Origin of the sequence: Janthinobacterium paucivorans (genome assembly GCF_051380805.1) — a bacterium.
Taxonomy (GTDB): Bacteria; Pseudomonadota; Gammaproteobacteria; order Burkholderiales; family Burkholderiaceae_D; genus Janthinobacterium; species Janthinobacterium lividum_D.
Genome location: NZ_JBNYXR010000003.1, coordinates 92,667 through 110,118, shown reverse-complemented (window position 1 = coordinate 110,118; position 17,452 = coordinate 92,667). Strand labels below are relative to the sequence as shown.

General features: G+C 61.1%; 11 protein-coding genes. 3 read left to right on the top strand and 8 right to left on the bottom strand.

All coding sequences use genetic code 11. The features are described from left to right. The first annotated feature begins 53 nt into the window (after window positions 1–53). Both ACQ4V8_RS05070 and ttcA read left to right on the top strand, forming a co-directional pair. Window positions 54–452: a dihydroneopterin aldolase gene (locus tag ACQ4V8_RS05070; RefSeq protein ID WP_010394268.1), complete on the top strand. Its 399-nt coding sequence runs from the start codon at window positions 54–56 to the stop codon at window positions 450–452. Then, complete coding sequence (gene ttcA / locus ACQ4V8_RS05065) at window positions 449–1,411, top strand: tRNA 2-thiocytidine(32) synthetase TtcA (RefSeq protein ID WP_010394266.1); 963 nt, start codon at window positions 449–451, stop codon at window positions 1,409–1,411. Before ACQ4V8_RS05070 ends, ttcA begins: the two co-directional genes overlap by 4 nt. Window positions 1,412–1,510: 99 nt before the next feature. Here ttcA and kefC read toward each other — a convergent pair whose 3' ends face one another. From kefC to hppD, 6 genes are all read right to left on the bottom strand, one after another. Continuing rightward, on the bottom strand, window positions 1,511–3,334 hold the full coding sequence (gene kefC / locus ACQ4V8_RS05060; RefSeq protein ID WP_010394265.1) for a glutathione-regulated potassium-efflux system protein KefC: 1,824 nt from the start codon (window positions 3,332–3,334) through the stop codon (window positions 1,511–1,513). A 133-nt stretch (window positions 3,335–3,467) separates the two neighbouring features. Then, on the bottom strand, window positions 3,468–5,276 hold the full coding sequence (locus ACQ4V8_RS05055) for a M14 family metallopeptidase (protein WP_436571020.1): 1,809 nt from the start codon (window positions 5,274–5,276) through the stop codon (window positions 3,468–3,470). 158 nt (window positions 5,277–5,434) lie between these two features. Then, on the bottom strand, window positions 5,435–8,158 hold the full coding sequence (locus ACQ4V8_RS05050) for a TonB-dependent receptor plug domain-containing protein (RefSeq protein ID WP_436571019.1): 2,724 nt from the start codon (window positions 8,156–8,158) through the stop codon (window positions 5,435–5,437). A gap of 163 nt (window positions 8,159–8,321) precedes the next feature. Continuing rightward, entirely contained in the window at window positions 8,322–9,848 is a 1,527-nt protein-coding gene (locus tag ACQ4V8_RS05045) for a S41 family peptidase (RefSeq protein ID WP_436571018.1), read from the bottom strand. Between the two features lie 130 nt (window positions 9,849–9,978). Further along, a complete protein-coding gene (locus ACQ4V8_RS05040) occupies window positions 9,979–13,575 on the bottom strand; it encodes an indolepyruvate ferredoxin oxidoreductase family protein (protein WP_010394255.1) in 3,597 nt (1,198 codons plus the stop codon). Between the two features lie 187 nt (window positions 13,576–13,762). Further along, a complete protein-coding gene (hppD, locus tag ACQ4V8_RS05035) occupies window positions 13,763–14,887 on the bottom strand; it encodes a 4-hydroxyphenylpyruvate dioxygenase (protein WP_436571017.1) in 1,125 nt (374 codons plus the stop codon). 125 nt (window positions 14,888–15,012) lie between these two features. Here hppD and ACQ4V8_RS05030 point away from each other — a divergent pair, with 125 nt between their 5' ends. Then, entirely contained in the window at window positions 15,013–15,537 is a 525-nt protein-coding gene (locus tag ACQ4V8_RS05030) for an Lrp/AsnC family transcriptional regulator (protein WP_010394249.1), read from the top strand. Here ACQ4V8_RS05030 and ACQ4V8_RS05025 read toward each other — a convergent pair whose 3' ends face one another. Then, window positions 15,538–16,254 (bottom strand): GNAT family N-acetyltransferase, encoded by a 717-nt coding sequence (locus ACQ4V8_RS05025; protein WP_010394247.1) that lies wholly within the window; start codon window positions 16,252–16,254, stop codon window positions 15,538–15,540. Window positions 16,255–16,341: 87 nt separating this feature from the next. Further along, complete coding sequence (locus ACQ4V8_RS05020; protein WP_436571080.1) at window positions 16,342–17,439, bottom strand: tRNA nucleotidyltransferase/poly(A) polymerase-related protein; 1,098 nt, start codon at window positions 17,437–17,439, stop codon at window positions 16,342–16,344. Window positions 17,440–17,452 lie beyond the last annotated feature (13 nt).

The window sequence follows — 17,452 nt, the reverse complement described above, 5'->3', positions numbered from 1 at the left end:
TCAGCAGCCAACCCCAACAACCAGCATTCCAGCATTCCCTAAAAGGTAAAACTATGTCGTCCACCCTGTCCCACCCTCGCCTGGCCGATTGCCGCCTCCTGTTCCTGCGCAATTACGAAATCTTCATCAACATCGGTGTCTATGACTTCGAGAAAAAGGGCGAGCAGCGCGTCCTCATCAATGTCGACCTGTATATTCCCCTGGCCCTGTCGACGCCGAAGGATGACCAGCTGGAAGAGGTAGTCGATTACGACTTCATGCGCGACACCATCGCCAAGCGCGTGTCGCAAGGCCATGTGCAACTGCAGGAAAGCCTGGTTGACGACGTACTGGCAGCCATGCTGGCGCATCCACGCGTGCGCGCCGCGCGCGTCTCGTCCATGAAGCCGGATGTCTATCCCGACTGCGAAGGAGTGGGCGTAGAAGCATTCAAGATCAAGGATGAAGCATGAGCGTAGCAGTGATGGAAGCGGTGGCAACGGCCGTGGAATTCCCGGCCAACGTGGAAGCGCAGAAACTGGCGCGCAAGAAGGCGGAAAAGATCGCCCTGGAAAATAACAAGCTGCACAAGCGGCTGTGCCGCCTGGTAGGGCAAGCCATCGGCGATTTCAATATGATCGAAGACGGCGACAAGGTGATGGTGTGCCTGTCGGGCGGCAAGGATAGCTATGCCCTGCTCGACATCCTGATGACCTTGCGCGAACGCGCGCCGATTCACTTTGACATCGTTGCCGTCAACCTGGACCAGAAACAGCCGAACTTTCCACCGGAAATCCTGCCAGCCTATCTGACAGAGCTGGGCGTGGCCTTCCACATCGAAAACCAGGATACCTACAGCATCGTCAAGCGCCTGATCCCGGAAGGCAAGACCACCTGCTCGCTGTGCTCGCGCCTGCGTCGCGGCATCCTGTACCGCGTGGCCGACGAGCTGGGCGCGAACAAGATCGCCCTGGGCCACCATCGGGATGACATTTTGGAAACCTTCTTCCTCAATATGTTCTTCGGCGGCAAACTCAAAGGCATGCCGGCCAAGCTGCAATCGGACGACGGCAAGCACATCGTCATCCGCCCGATGGCATATGTCAAAGAAGAAGATACGCAGCGCTATGCGCAAGTGAAGGGCTTTCCCATCATCCCATGTGACCTGTGCGGTTCGCAGGAAAACCTGCAGCGCAAACAGATCAAGGGGCTGATGCGCGAATGGGACAAGAAATTTCCCGGCCGCGTGGAAAGCATCTTCTCGGCGCTGTCGAATGTGGCGCCGTCGCACCTGATGGACCCGAAACTGTTCGGCTTCAAGGATTTGAAGGCGGACGGCATGGCCAACCCCATGGGTGACATCGCCTTCGACGAAGAGCCCTGCTCGACGCCGACGACGTTTGGCGCGACCATTACCCTGCAACAGGGCTGAGCCGCACGCGCCCTGCAGCAGCGCGTCGCGAATCACGGCCAGCCGAGGAAGTCAGCTTCGCGCCAAGTCAAGGTCAAGGCCGAGGACTCGGCGTCGGCGTCAGAGCCGAGGCGCTGAGTCCGATTCTGCCACCTTCTCGGCAGCAAACGCTGCCGCATCGCTCTCGAACATGTCTTCCAGTTCCTCGCGCGCCTGGCGCGTGAGCGACATGACTTTTTGCTGGTCCTGGAAGTGCGGCGCTACTTCCAGCAAGGTTTTCAGGTTATGCCGGCCAAAGATGCCGGCCGCGCGTTGCGCCCGTTCCGCGCTGAAGCCCACCTGCTGCAAAGTCTGCTCACCGAGCAGCAGCGCGGCGGCGAAGGTCTCGCGCTCGATCAGGGTCACGCCCCGCTTCATCAATTCAGAGTAATGCGTGACGTTGCGCGCGCGCGCCAGGATCGTCAGTGCGGGCAGGCGCAGGCGCACGGCGTCGACCAGCGCCAGGCTGTCATCGACATTGTCGATGGCGATCACCAGCGCCCTGGCCTTCTCTATGCCGGCCGCCACCAGCAGGTCCACACGCGTGGCGTCGCCATAGAACACCTTGAAGCCGAACTTGCGCAGCAGGTCGATCTGATCCGGGTCGTGGTCGAGCACCGTCACGCCGATCTTGTTGGCCGCCAGCAGGCGGCCGATGATCTGGCCGAAGCGGCCAAAGCCGGCAATGACGATGGGGTTGTCCTGCGCCTCGATATGCTCGTCGGGTCGGCGCTTCTTTTCGCCTTGCAGGCGCGGTGCAAGCAATTTGTCATGCAACAGCAACAGCAATGGCGTGGCCACCATCGACAGGGTCACGACGACCACCAGCAACGCCGCCGTCTGCGGCGCAAACACATGCGCGGCCTCGGCGGCGGCAAACACGACAAAAGCGAATTCGCCACCCTGCGACAGCAGCAGCGCAAAGAACAACTGCTGGGCGCGGGGAATGTCGACAAACTTCGACAACAGGTACAGCAAGGCGATCTTGACCAGCAGCAGGCCAGCCACCAGGGCCAGGATCAGCAAGGGCTGGGCGCGCAGCACGCCGAAATCGACGGACATGCCGACGGCGATGAAAAACAGGCCCAATAACAGGCCCTTGAACGGTTCCAGGTCGCTGATCAGCTCATGCCGGTATTCGGAATCGGCCAGCAGCACGCCCGCCATGAAGGTTCCCAGCGCCATCGACAAGCCCACCGATTCCATCAGCACGCAAATGGCGATCACCAGCAGCAGCGCAAACGCCGTGAAAATTTCGCGCAAATCCGTCCTGGCGATGAAGCGCAGGATGGGGTTGACGAGGAAACGCCCGCCGATCACCAAGGCGGCCAGCACGGCGACCAGCTTGGCCACGCGCAGCCAGCCCGGTTCGCCGCTATGCGTGACCAGCCCGCCGAGCAGCGGCACCAGCGCGATCATGGGAATGGCGGCGATATCCTGGAACAGCAAAATCGAAAAACCGGCGGAACCGGCCGGTGTGCTCATCAGTTTTCGTTCGCCCAAGGTGGCCAGCACTATCGCCGTCGACGACAGCGACAATCCCAGCGCGCCCACCAGCGCCGTGCGCCAGTCCACGCCACAGGCCATGGCCACGGCGCACAGTGCCGCGCTGACGATGCCCACCTGCGCCCCGCCCCAGCCAAAAATGGGCCGGCGCAGCAGCCATAAACGCTTAGGTTCGAGCTCCAGGCCGATCAAAAACAGCAGCAACACCACACCGAATTCGGAAAAGCTGAGAATCACCTCGACATTCTTGATCAAGCCCAGTCCCCAGGGGCCGATGATGACGCCAGCGACCAGGTAACCGAGCACGGCGCCCATGCCCAGGCGCTTGGCCAGTGGCACCATGATGATGGCGGCCACCAGGTAAAACAGTATGTTGATGAGAAAGCTGTGGTGTTCCATGCGGATTCCGGAAAAACGTGATTGGAATCGCAATCATGCCTGAAGTGGTGCGCCTGCGGGGGTCAGCGCTGCGACGCGTCGATGTGCTGGCGCCACGGCGCCCCCTCTGTGCCCACAACGGCCGTCACAGTCGTCACGGGCGTGGTAAATCCATGAAGCCGACGGGCGCCACATCGACGCGCATGACCGGATACAGGTTCAAGCGCTCATCCCACGAGGGGTGGCGGCGGGCGAAAAACTCCAGGCGCGCATGCGCATTGTTTGCAAACGCGGGATCGCTGGCCAGCTTCTGCCGGAATTGCGCCGCCAGCGCCGGGTCGGCCGCCAGCTGCGCGCGCGCCACATCCTCGGCCACATAGTCTTCCATGTATTCCTTACGCTCGAACGCCGTGTTGAAGCTGCCCCAGGCCAGCAGCGAGTCGGGCGCGCGCGGCTCGAACAGCGCCACCACCAGGCGCGCCTTCGGCTGGTTGACGGGCACGTACAGCACGCCCGCATCGACCACGCGCTGCTCTTTTTTCCACTCGCCTTGTAGCGCCACCGTCTGGCGTCCTTCGAACGATTGCGCGCCAAACTTCACTTGTGTGGCGCGGAAGGTTTCGACCGGCAGCTTGCCCGGCGCGGTGCCCAGCACTTGGTAGGCAACGCCATGCTGGCGCAACTTGGCCGCCACCATCGGCACCTGCGCGGCGGGCACCAGGTAGCCGGCTTTCGGCGCGGCCATTTGCAGATCGGGCACGATCTCGTCGCGCAGCGGCACGTTCCACACTTGCGGCGTCTTTTCGTCATAGCGCGTCATCAGCGCGCCCGACACTTCGGACGGCGTGCGCGTGTAGGCATAGCCGCGAAACGCGATCATGCGGCTCTTGTCCGTGGTTTTATACGTGAGCGCCAGGGTGCTGCCGGCCAGTTGCGCGGCGCGCGCATCGGCCTCGAACGCCACTTGCCGCCACTGCGCGCCGTGCTGTGCCACTTGCGACAGCAGCGAGACGATGGTGTTGCGCGTGATGCGCACGCGGGTCGGATAATCCTTCCACGAATGGGTTTCCACCAGCACGCCGAAACGGTTACGCAACAGGAAATAACCGTGCGAGAAGCGCGGGTTCGGCGTCGTATCGACAAAACCCGAGAGGGGATTGTCTTCTTCGGCAAACGACATATAGAACGGCTTCGGATCGGTGCCCTGCTTTGCCAGGTCGGCCAGCACGCCGTCGCGCAGCGCCGTCCCCGCCAGGCGCAAGCCGGCATCGCCCGCGTGCGCGGGTTCGACCTGGATCGAGATGGCGGGTTCGAACTGGGCGCCGTCCGTCACGTGCAAATCCACGTAAGCGAGCGGATCCCAGGCATTGACCAGCGCCAGCATGTGCTGCATCTCGGCCGAATCGGCCTTCATGTAGTCGCGGTTCAAATTGAAATTTTGCGCCGTGCTGCGCCAACCCATTTCCTGCGGCCCGCGCTGGTTCGGGCGGTTCCAGGCTCCGAAACGCTCATGGCCATCGACATTAAACACGGGCACGAACAACAGCACCTGCTTGTCCAGCGCGCCGCTGGCGGCCTTGCCTTCCAAGACTTCGCGCAGGGCCAGGAAGCCGGCATCCTTGCCATCGATTTCGCCCGCATGGATACCGCCCTGCACCAGCAGCACCGGGACCTTGCGCAGCGTGGCCGCTTCCGGCGTCAGCGCGCCTGTGTTGGAAACGGCCAGCGCCAGCATGCGCCGTCCTTCCGGCGTGCGGCCAAATTCAAAGCAACGCACCTGTTTCGGATAGTGCTCCTGGAAGCGCTGGCACAAGGCTTCGACTTCCGCGTAGCGGCCCGTCTGCTGGAAAGCCGAGTACTCGGCCACCGTCTTGAGGGAAAACTGCCGCGTATCGCGTGCGGCATGCGCGTTGACAGAAAATAGGGAAAACACGGCGGCGGACAGCAGGACATGGCGTAGCATCGGGCTAGCTCCATCAAGAGGGACAAGCGGGCAATTATAGAGGCGTGGCCACGCAATAACCGCGCTGGAAATGAAAAAACCGGAACAGCATGCGCTGTTCCGGTTTATTTTTTATGCTGGCCTTTGGCCGATGTTATGCCAGAAACCGTGGCGTGATGTCACGAGCCGAAGTGATAGTTAAATTCGACCCATCCCTGGCGGCCCTGCGGGCTGTAGCTGCCCACCGGATAGTACGGCCAGCCGCCGCTATCGTCGCGCTTGATCTTGTCGAACACATTGTTGACGATCAGCGAAACGGTGGCGCGGTCGTTGATGCGATACACGCTGCTGATGTTGGCCAGCGCCGTCGGCGTCAGGTAGGCCTTGCCGGCGGCGTTAGGGATCTTGCTGTAGCGGCTGACCAGCAAGGTATTCGACCAATCCCCTGCGCCCCAGTTGACGCTCAGATTGAGCTTGTCGCGCCAATCCGAGTTGTTGAGCGATTTGAGCTCGTCGATCTCTTCGTCGCCGACAAATTGCTGCGATTTATTGCTCAGTACCTTGGCGTAATTGGCCTTGAAGGCGAAGCGCCCATAGTTCGCCGTACGCAGCAAATACTTCACGCTGATGTCGATGCCACTACTGCTCTGCTTGGCCGCATTGATCGGATTGACGGTGATGGTCCTGATCTCGCCGGCGCGGTTCAGGGCAGTGGCCGCGAAACGCGCGACGCGGCCCAGGGTATCGACGCAGGTAGGCGAAGCGACATCGAGCTTGCCCAGGCGGCAGTCCGCTTCGTCGCGCAGTATCTTGTCCGCGCTCAGATTCGTCACCAGGTCGTCGATCAAGATGTTCCAGTAATCGATGGAGACGTCGAAATTGGAACTTGGCGACCAGACGGCACCCACGCCGAAGGACTTGCCTTTTTCCGATTGCAGATCGCGGCTGCCGTTCTGCACATAGTCTGCGCCCGGCGACTTGTTCGCAAATTCGCACTTGTCGATGCTCTGACCTGCGGCGCCGCAGCGGTAGTAATCGGTGGTGCTTGAATAGTAACCGGTGCCGCGCGCCTTGTAGATATAGTTCATGTCCGGCGCGCGGAAGCTGGTGGCGTAGTTGGCGCGTAACAGCAGCTCAGGCGCGGGACGCAGTTCCAGGCCGCCGTTGTAGGTGAACTTGCCCTCATGGCGGCCGGCAAAGCTGTAGCGGTCATAACGGCCAGCCAGGGTAGCGATCAGCTTTTCATGCAACGGCAGGTTCACTTCCGCGCCCAGCGCATAGCGGGTACGCGTGCCAGCCGTAATGTCGGACCTGGTGGCGACGTTGAAGTAACCGTCGTTCAGGCGCGCATCGGGCACATTGCTGAAGCCCTGCTTGCCCACTTCGGCAATGCTGGCGATCTTTGCCACGCCAGCGGGCAACTGGAACAGGTCGCCATTGGTGGCCAGGCTCAGGGTATTCGTCCAGGCCTTGTCATCGCTATTGGCATTGCCCGTGATGCTGTCGAATTCGGCCGCCGTCAGGCGGCGCGACAAGCGGGCCGGGTCCGGTGCGTAGATCGGCACGCCGGCAGCGTCGGTGCCCAGTTTCGGCCCCAGGAAGAAGCTGTCGATATTGGCCAGCGCGCGTGGCGTGTGGCTTTCGCTCTTGTACACCGAGGCGTTGTAATTGGCTTCATACTGCCACGATGACGTGCCGGGAATGCGGCCCTTGGCGCCCAGCGAGATGGCGGTGGCCAGGTCGTCCCACTGGCGGTTGTAACGCTCCACGCCGCCCATTTCCTCGGGCGACATATAGCGCGTCCACGCTTCGTAGCGATTGCTACTCTGGTTACGGAAATAGCTGCTGCCCGTCGACGACGAGGTCCACGTCGGGCCGCGCGTGTTGTTCTCGGTCGAGTTCTTGCCGATCAAGAGGTCGGCGAACAGAGTCGTTTCCGGCGACAGCGCGTAGTTGGCGCTGCCGAACACGTTCTGGCTGCGGTTCTTGGTTTGCGTGGTCCAGTAAGTGGGGCCTACTTTCGGGCTGGCGCAATAGCTGCCGTTCTTCGCCTGGTACTTGACGACGCTGGCGCCGAACAGGTCGCCGAACTGCTTGCAGGTGTCGCCCAAGTCCACATAAGTGCCGGAGGTGCCCGCTTGCACCACGCGACGCGACGCGATATTGGTCGGCGTCCCCGAGCGGGTGGCCATGAAGTCGCGCTGCAGGCTCGACAGCGGATCACGCTGGCTCAGCTCCACGCTGAACAGGGTATGCAGCTTGTCGAAATTAGCGCCGCCCGTCAGCTGCACGCGCTGGTTGCCGGCGCCGCCGCGCGTGGTGCCGCCCGCCTTGACGTTGATATCAAAACCTTCGGTCTGCTTTTTCAGGATGACGTTGACCACGCCGGCGATCGCGTCCGAGCCATAGATGGCCGAAGCGCCGCCGTTGAGGATCTCGATGCGATCGACAATGCTGGACGGAATATTCGCCAGGTTGGTGAAGTTGACCGTGCCTTCATAGGCGATGGGGAAGTCGGCCAGGCGGCGGCCATTGAGCAGTATCAAGGTGTGGTTCGGCCCCAGGCCGCGCAGGCTGATGGTATTGGCCGACGGCGTGAAGGTATTGCCGAAATCTTCGCCCTGCGTAAAGCCGCTGTTCTGCACCTGGTTGGTCAGCGCGTCGAAGACGTTCTTGTAACCTTGCTTGGTGATTTCATCGCCGGTCAGGATGGTGACCGAAGACGGGCCTTCCAGACTGGCGCGGGGAATGCGCGAACCGGTGACGACGACGGCTGGCGGGGTCACCGCTGCCTGCTGATACGCTGCGGGCGCTTGCGTTTGCGCGTGCGCCTGCCATGCGGTGCCGCCCAGGATGGCCAGTACGGCTACGCTGAGCGGTGGTAACTTGAATGGTTTAGCCATCTTTGCGCTTCTCAAGGTTAGGGAGAAAGCGAAAGATATCAAGATGCCAGCAATTACAGAACGAATGGATTCGCCTTTCAATATATTAAAATTGTTATATAAAACAATCAATGAGCAGGAAAACGCCAAGCCCCTCCCTCAGGACCTGGCAAAAGCCTGCGCTTTAACGGCGCAGGATGGCAATTTCCTTGTAGGCCGGGCGCAGCAGGCGTGTCACCGTGTCAAACGGACTCTCGATGGCACTCGATAGCCTGGTGGCGCCCGTGGCCGGGACGCAACTATCGCTGCTGCGGTAGCGCAGCGCTGCCGCCAGCATGCCTTCGGCAGGGTCGCCCAGCTGGTGCTGGTAATCGTCCGTCACGTCGCAGGTCGGCGCGATGCCATCGGCAAAGTCGCCAAAGCCCTTGGCGTTGACGCCCTGGAACTGTACGGCGAAATAGGTGGTGCCGCAATTGGCCGCAGGATAAAAGCCATAGGGCTTGCCGCACGTCGTGCCGCCGATCAGATTCACTTGCACGTCGACGCCGCGCAAGCCGTTGATGATGGCTTCACTGGCGGAACAGGTATTGCTGGTAGTGAGCAAGGTCACGCGCTTCAAGCCCAGGGAGGGCAAGGGCGTGCCCTGGGCGAGGCGATTCGGGGCCGGGAAGCCCAGGCTTTGCGTATGGAATGGCACGGGCGCTTGCGGCTTGGTCTTGTCATTGAAGAGCAACTGCTCGAAGGTCTTGCCGGTGGTCGCTTGCGGACCTGCAATCATGTAAGCGAGCTCGCTGGCGATATCCAGATAGCCGCCGCCGTTGTAGCGCACATCGAGCACCAGGTCACTGATGCCGGCCGCCTGGAAGCGGCGCATGGTCTCGACTAGTTGGCGCTCGGCGACATTGTTGTGGGTATTGAAGGTCAGATAGCCAACCTTGCCCGTAGGCGTGTCGATGATGCGCTCGTTCTGCACCGCGCTGGTGCTCACTTCCACCGCCGTCAGGCTCACGGAAATGGGCGTCCCGTTGCGGCTCAAGCCCAGCGTGTGCGTGCCTTGCGCCTTGGGGAACAGTCCCGCGTTAATGATATTCATGCTGGCAGTATCGGCGGCGTAGATGAAATCGACGCCATCGATGGTTTGCAGCAGGTCGCCCCGCTGCAAACCCATCAAGGCCGCCGGCGAACCCGGTTCGACGATCGAGACCACCGCCTGGCGTGGTGGCGCTTTGCGCGTCACGGCCAGCAGCATGCCGTAGCCCAGTTCAACGCCATTCTGCGCCGCCTCCCACTCGGCCGTCGGCAAGCTGAAATGGAACTGGTCCTTGGGCTTGCCGGACGCCGTCGTGGCCGTGGTTTTCAGTACGTCAAAATACGCGACGGGCGTGGCGAAGCTTTGCGGCTGGTACGTGCTCGGCACTTCGCGGTACCACAGATAGGTTTCGTCGATCCAGCTGCGCACCCACGTCTTTTCATCGAGCAAGGTACCCTGCATATCGATGCTGCTGCCGCTGCGCGGCGCCTCGCAGCGGTACGCGACCGTGAACGAAGGGACCAGCGCCGCCGGCCCGGTCGGCGTCACGGGAGGGACGACGGCCACACTATCGTTGCTGCTGGCGCCACCACCGCCGCAGGCACTCAACAGCAATGCCAGCGACAGAGAAAGAGGATAAGCAAAGGGCACAGCCAGTGCGGAAAAACGCAGGGAACGCATGATAAACTTTCCAAAAAGAAATTATCTAAAAATTATAATGCGTTTTAGAAACAGACCTTGTTTTCTTTGATACAAAAAATGGCGCCCGCAGGCGCCATTACTACAGCATCACTCGCTCACCATCACGCCATCACGCCACGCTGGCCGCCACAGGCGCTGTGACGACTGGCGGCAGCGGCGTTGGCGCATTGAAGGCCAGCAGCAAACTCGCTTCCTTCTCTTTCGCCGCCTTCAAATGACGCTCCTTCACATGGCCATAGCCGCGGATGTCTTCCGGGATGCTGGCAATGGCCACCGCTTGCGCCAGCTTGGCCGTCGTCAGTTTCGGCAGCAAAGCAGCGACCGTCGTGCGGTACTCAAGAATCAGCGCGCGCTCCATCTTGCGCTCGGCCGTATGGCCGAACACGTCGAAGGCCGTGCCGCGCAAGCCCTTGAACTTGGCTAGCACGCCGAAGGCCTTCATCATCCACGGGCCAAATTCCTTCTTGACCAAATGGCCCTGGCTATCCGTTTTCGCCATGATCGGTGGCGCCAGGTGAAACTTGAGCTTGATGTCGCCTTCGAACATGGCGGCGATCTTCGCCTGGAAGGCGCCGTCCGAGTACAGACGCGCCACTTCGTACTCGTCCTTGTAGGCCATCAGCTTGTAGAAATAACGGGCCACGGCTTCCGTCAGGCGCAGCTGCGGGCCATTCAGGGCACTTTCGGCGGCGCGTACCTGAGCGACGAAGTCCAGGTACTGCTGCGCATATGCGCGGTCCTGATAGGCCGTCAGCAGGACCACACGTTTTTCGATGATGTCGTCAAGCGTGTCGATGCGCTTGAATTCCACCACTTTCGCCGGTGTCGTCATGCGCACCAGGCTGGCCGTATCATGGGCGCCGGCGCGGCCCCAGTTGAAGGCGGCCTTGTTGAACGCCACCGAGACGTTGTTCAAGTCGATCGCCTTCATGATCGACGCTTCGGTGAGCGGCACTTTACCCTTTTGCCAGGCATAACCGAGCATGAACATATTCGTCGCGATCGAGTCGCCCATCAGCGCCGTGGCGATCTGGCCCGCGTCGATGAAGTCGACGTGGTCGCTGCCGCAGGCCTTTTCAATTTCCATGCGCGCGGAAGCGCCGGGGAATTGCCAGTCCGGGTTTTTCACGAAGGCGGCCGTCGACGAACTGGTCGAATTGATCATGGCCCAGCTGCGTCCCTCCCCCATGCGCGACAAGGCGTCGCGGCTGGCCGTGACGATCAAATCGCAACCGATCACCAGATCGGCCGCACCGGTGCCAACGCGCGTCGAGTGGATGTCTTCCTGGCGGTCCGCCAGGCGCACGTGCGACATCACGGGGCCGCCCTTTTGCGCCAGGCCGCTCATGTCGAGCACGGAACAGCCCTTGCCTTCCACATGCGCCGCCATGGCCAGGATCTGGCCAACGGTGACCACGCCCGTGCCGCCGATGCCGGTCACCAAGATGCCAAACGGTTGCGCCGTCGAGGGAATGCTTGGTGTCGGCAAGGCTGGCACTGCCGGTGCGTCCTTGTCGGCGCTGGCCGCTTTTTTCGGCTTTTTCAAGCCGCCGCCTTCCACCGTCACGAAACTTGGACAAAAGCCCGTCGTACAAGAGAAATCCTTGTTGCAGGACGACTGGTTGATCTGGCGCTTGCGCCCCAGTTCCGTTTCCAGCGGCTCCACCGACAGGCAGTTCGATTGCACGGAGCAGTCGCCGCAACCTTCGCAGACGGCGTCGTTGATGACGGCGCGCTTGGCTGGGTCCGGGTATTCATTGCGTTTGCGGCGGCGGCGTTTTTCCGAGGCGCAGGTCTGGTCGTAGATCATGGCTGATACGCCGGGCAAGTCGCGCAGTTCGCGCTGCACGTCCATCAGTTCCGAACGGTGGCGCACGGTGACGCCTTCCGCCCAGGCGTAATCTTTCGGGTATTTTTCCGGTTCGTCTGTGACGACGATGATGGGACCGACGCCTTCGGCGGCGATCTGGCGCGAAATGATGGCCGGCGACAGCGGACCGTCGAATTCCTGGCCGCCCGTCATGGCCACCGCATCGTTGAACAGAATCTTGTAGGTGATATTCACCTTGGCCGAGACGGCGGCGCGGATGGCCAGGATGCCCGAGTGGAAATACGTGCCATCACCAAGGTTGGTAAACACGTGCTTTTCATTCGTGAACGGCGCTTGCCCGACCCAGGTGACGCCTTCGGCACCCATATGGGTAAACGTCGACGTCTCGCGGTCCATCCACAGCACCATGTAGTGGCAGCCGATGCCGGCCAGCGCGCGCGAACCTTCCGGCACCTTGGTCGAGCTGTTGTGCGGACAACCGGAGCAGAAGAACGGCGTGCGGTCTTTTTGCGGATCGGGTTTGACGCTGATGGCCTTGAGGACGTTTTCTTTCGCTTCCAGGTAGGCGATGCGCTCCTTCACGCGCTGCTCCACCGGATGACCGGCGTAGTAGCGCGAAATGCGGCTGGCAATCGCACGCGCGATCATGGCCGGGTTCAGCTCATACGTGGCCGGCAGCAGCCAGTCGCCGTGTCCCGTGCCCTTCTGGTTGCTCCATTCGCCCGTGTCATCGAACTTGCCGACCACGCGCGGACGCTCGCCATCTTTCAGGTTGTACAACTCTTCCTTGAGCGCGTACTCGAGGATTTGGCGCTTTTCTTCCACCACGAGGATTTCATCGAGACCCTTGGCAAATTCATGCACGCCGTCCGCTTCCAGCGGCCAGGTCATGCCGATCTTGTACAGGCGGATGCCGATGTCGGACGCCGTCTGCTCATCGATGCCCAGGTCGGCCAGCGCCTGGCGCGTGTCGAGGTAGGATTTACCGGCCGTGATGATGCCGATGCGCGCCTTTGGGCTGTCCCAGATGATTTTATTGAGCTTGTTGGCACGCGCATACGCCAGCGCCGCATACCATTTATAGCTATTCATGCGCACTTCTTGTTCCAGCACCGTGTCGGGCCAGCGGATGTTCAAGCCACCGGCCGGCATCTCGAAGTCAAGCGGCAAGGTGATCTGCACGCGATCCGGGTCAAAATCGACGGCGGCGCCCGACTCGATGATGTCGGTCACGCATTTCATCGATACCCACAGGCCCGTGTAGCGGCTCATGGCCCAGGCGTGCAAGCCATAATCGATGTATTCCTGCACCGACGACGGGTACAGCACGGGGATGCCGCAGGCGTTCAGGATATGGTCGGACTGGTGCGCCGTGGACGAGGATTTGGCTGCATGGTCGTCGCCGGCCAGCACCAGCACGCCGCCATGCTTGGCAGAACCGGCGTTATTGGCGTGCTTGAACACGTCGCCGCAGCGGTCGACGCCAGGGCCCTTGCCGTACCACATGCCGAACACGCCGTCATACTTTGCGTCTTCGAACAGATTCGTTTGCTGCGTGCCCCAGACGGCCGTAGCGGCCAAGTCTTCGTTCAGGCCCGGGTGGAATTTGACATGGTGTTCATCGAGGTATTTCTTGGCCTTGACCGCCGTCATGTCGACGGACGTCACGGGCGAGCCGCGGTAACCGGTGATATAGCCGGCCGTATTGAGGCCCGCCTTCAGGTCGCGCTCACGCTGCAGCATGGGCAGGCGAATCAGCGCTTGCGTCCCCGTCATGAAGGCGCGGCCACGCTGCAGGGTGTATTTGTCGTTCAGGGAAATCTCGGACGCGTGCGCGCCCGGCTCAAGACTCGAGCCCTTGATTGGTGCATTCATTACTTGTCTCCATTATTCTCTGTGCTACGCGTGCAAAGTCGGTTGAACTCACACGTACCGGTGGCGCTTTGTGAGCGTCCCGGTGCGGAAAAATGACTTGTTTTTTATAGACTACCACAGGAATGCGCGCAATTCTTTGCTGCGCTGCACTACCGTGGGGATACATTTTTTGTTACTTTTGGTCAGATCAGCGCAGTGCCGGGGTCAGCACGCCGCGCTTGATCTGGTCCAGCTCGATCGACTCGAACAGCGCGCGGAAATTGCCTTCGCCGAAGCCCTGGTCGCCCTTGCGCTGGATAATCTCAAAAAAGATCGGGCCGATCACCGTCTGCGTGAAAATCTGCAGCAGCAATTCGCGTTCCGTTTCCGTGCTGTGGCCGTCGATCAAGATACGCAGGCGGCGCAGTTCTTCCAGTTGCTCGCCGTGGTTCGGCAGGCGGCGGTTAACCAGCTCATAGTAAGTTTCAATCGTGTCCTGGAAAACGATATCCGTATCGCGCAGGCCTTGCACGGACGCGTAGATATCGTCCGTTCCCAGGGCAATGTGCTGGATACCTTCGCCGTGGTACTGGTCCAGGTATTCGGCGATCTGCGACTTGTCGTCCGACGATTCGTTGATCGGAATGCGGATCTTGCCGCAGGGCGAAGTCATGGCCTTGGATTTGAGGCCCGTCAGCTTGCCTTCGATGTCGAAATAGCGCACTTCGCGGAAGTTGAACAGGCTTTCATAGAAGCTGGCCCATTCCTTCATGCGGCCACGGTGCACATTGTGCGTCAGGTGATCGATATACGTCAGGCCGTGGCCGACAGGATTGGCGACGGCACCTGGGATGGCGACGAAGTCGACGTCATAGATGCTGATGTCGCCGATGCCGCCCGGTGCAGCCGCGCCTTCCTTGTCCGCACCCTTGCCGCGCCAGCGGTCGACGAAGTACAGCAGCGAATCGCCCACGCCCTTGATGGCGGGGATATTCAATTCCATCGGTCCGGTTTTATTGTCGAAGCCCCAGGCCCCCAGTTCCAGCGCGCGCCGGTACACAAAGGCGGCGTCGTCGACGCGGATGGCGATGGCGCACACGGACGGGCCGTGATGGCGAGCAAAACGCTGCGCGAACGAATCTTGTTCGGCATTGATGATGAAATTGATGTCGCCCTGACGGTACAGGGTCACATCCTTGTGGCGATGGCGCGCGATGGCCGTGAAGCCCATGTTCTCGAACAGCTTGCCCAATGCTTTTGGGTCTGGTGCTGCATACTCGACGAACTCGAAACCATCGGTACCCATCGGGTTATCCCAAGGCTGAAATTGCATGATGTCTCCTCCAAAAAGTAAAGCACAGTATAGGCGTGGGTCACGGGCATTAAATGCCAAAGATCTCCCGAACAACCATGATTTGCGCAATAATATTGCGTGGAACGAGAACCACCGGAGGAAGCATGAGCAAAATTACGTTGGATAAAACGGACCGCAAGATCCTTGCGGTCTTGCAGGCCGATGGCCGCCTGTCGAATCAGGATGTAGCCGAACAGGTCAGCCTGTCGCCGTCGCCATGCTTGCGCCGCGTCAAACGGCTGGAAGAAGCAGGCGTCATCCGCCAATATGTGGCCCTGCTGGACCCGGAAAAGATCGGCCTGGGCTTGCTGGCCTACGTCAATGTGCGGCTGGAAAAGCACAGCGGCGACACTGCCCACAGCACGGCGCGCGTGCTGGCGCCCAATCTGGTCACGCATACCTCGCCACGTGCCGACTTTGCCGTGGCGGTGGCGCAATGGCCGGAAGTGCTGGCCTGCTATGCGATGACGGGGGAAATGGATTATCTGCTGCGCGTGCACGTGGAAGACATGGAGCATTTTTCGCGCTTCATGATGGCGACCCTGCTGCGCCACCCGGCCGTGCTGGACGTCAAATCAAGCTTTGCCTTGCAGCGCATCAAGGATACGACGGCGCTGCCGCTGCTGTAATCAGTCGGCTGGCGGCGCAGATGCGGGCGGCACTGGCTTCTTGCGCCCCGGCAAGCGCTCGAACAGCTTATACGCAGCGCGCGCGTTGGCCTTGAACGTATAGTCGAACATGGCGAACTGCTCCTGCACGGCTTCCTGCAGCATGCTCGATGGGTTCGGCGGCAATAATTTCAAATAAGCATCGGCTTCGCCATAGTCGCGCTGGATTTCCATGCCCGCCTTCTTGGCGATATGCATCATCGTCTTGTTCGATGACAGACAATGCATGTACAGGGTATCGACATCGTTGTTACGGCAGTGGATAGCCGCCCGCTCGAACAATTTCGAGCCCACCCCCATGCCGCGCATGGATTTCGACACCGATACGCCAAACTCGGCCACCTGCTCCTTGTCCGTGACGACGCTTTTCGCCGGCGACTTGTCCTTCGGCGCGAACGCCAGATGCCCCACGCCCACCAGTTTGAACAAGCTGTTATAGACGCCATAAATCATGTCGCGCGAGAAATCCATCTTCTGCACGTACTGCGCCACCAGTTCATCGGGCAAGGCGCTGCCGAAGCGCAGCAGGCGGTCACTTTTCTCCAGCGACAGGAAATGCTTCATCATGCGGCGCCGGTCGCGCTCATGCAACTGCTTGACCAGCACGCTCGGGCGCGCGCCGCCGCTACGATTGCGCCAGCGGCGAAACAGATTTTGGAACAGCTTGGGTAAGGTCACGACGACTCCTGGGGACGGTGCTGCGGCACGTCAGGCCGATATTGTGCGGTGCAACATTATGGCGTTATTGTAGCCTATTCCCGCCCCTCAAGCCTGGGCCAGGAATGCTTGCACGGCGACTACCCGCGCTTCGTGGATCACTTCGGGGATGCGTTTCGGCTGCGCGCAGGCTTGCGCCAGCGCGCCCGCGTTGACGCCACGCGCCGCATCCAGCGCGCCCTGCAGCCGTGCCGCCGGCGTAAAGTCGCCGCTGACCAGCCCATCGCAAGCCACCGCTTGCAGCAGTTGCGCAAAGCGCTGCGGCTTGCGCAAGCCATCGCAGCGTTCGCAGAAGGCGACGCTGGCTGCAGCACTCAAGTCCAGCGCAGCGTTGATATTGTCGCGTTCGCGCGCCGCCATGACGGCCAGTTCGCGGCACTCATTGGGCACGCGCAGGCGCTCACTCAGCTGCTCGATGGCAGCCTTGCTCACATGCAGCATCAAGACGGCGTAGCGCACTGGCAATTCAACACCTTGCGCGGCGGCATAATCGATTACCTTCAGCAAGCGCTCGCTGAGTGCAATTTCCCCCATGATGCGCGCCAGCGCGCCGCACTCATGCAGCACCGTCAACATGCGCGAAGGATGGCTTTCCATCAAGCCCTTGGCCACCTCCTGCCATACGCGCTCGGCCACCAGGGCATCGACTTCACCATCCGCCACCATCTGGCGCATCAGGGCCAGGGTGGCCGGTGCCACCGTAAAGGCGTCGAAACGGGCGGCAAAGCGGGCCAGGCGCAAGATGCGCACGGGGTCTTCGCCAAATGCCTCGGAGACGTGGCGAAAGACTTTATTCTTGATATCGTGCATACCGCCGAACGGGTCGGTCAGGCTGCCATCCTCGGCCATGGCGATGGCGTTGATGGTGAGATCGCGCCGCACCAGGTCGTCTTCCAGCGTGACGTCGGGCGCCGTATGGAAGACAAAGCCCCGGTAGCCGGGGGCCGTCTTGCGCTCCGTGCGGGCCAAGGCATACTCTTCCTGCGTCTTCGGATGCAAAAAAACGGGGAAATCCTTGCCGACGGGCCGAAAACCTTGGCGCAGCATGTCTTCCGGCGTGGCGCCCACGACGACATGGTCGTGGTCTTTCACGGGCAAGCCCAGCAGTTGGTCGCGCACCGCGCCACCGACCGTGTATATCTTCATCATCAACTTCTCT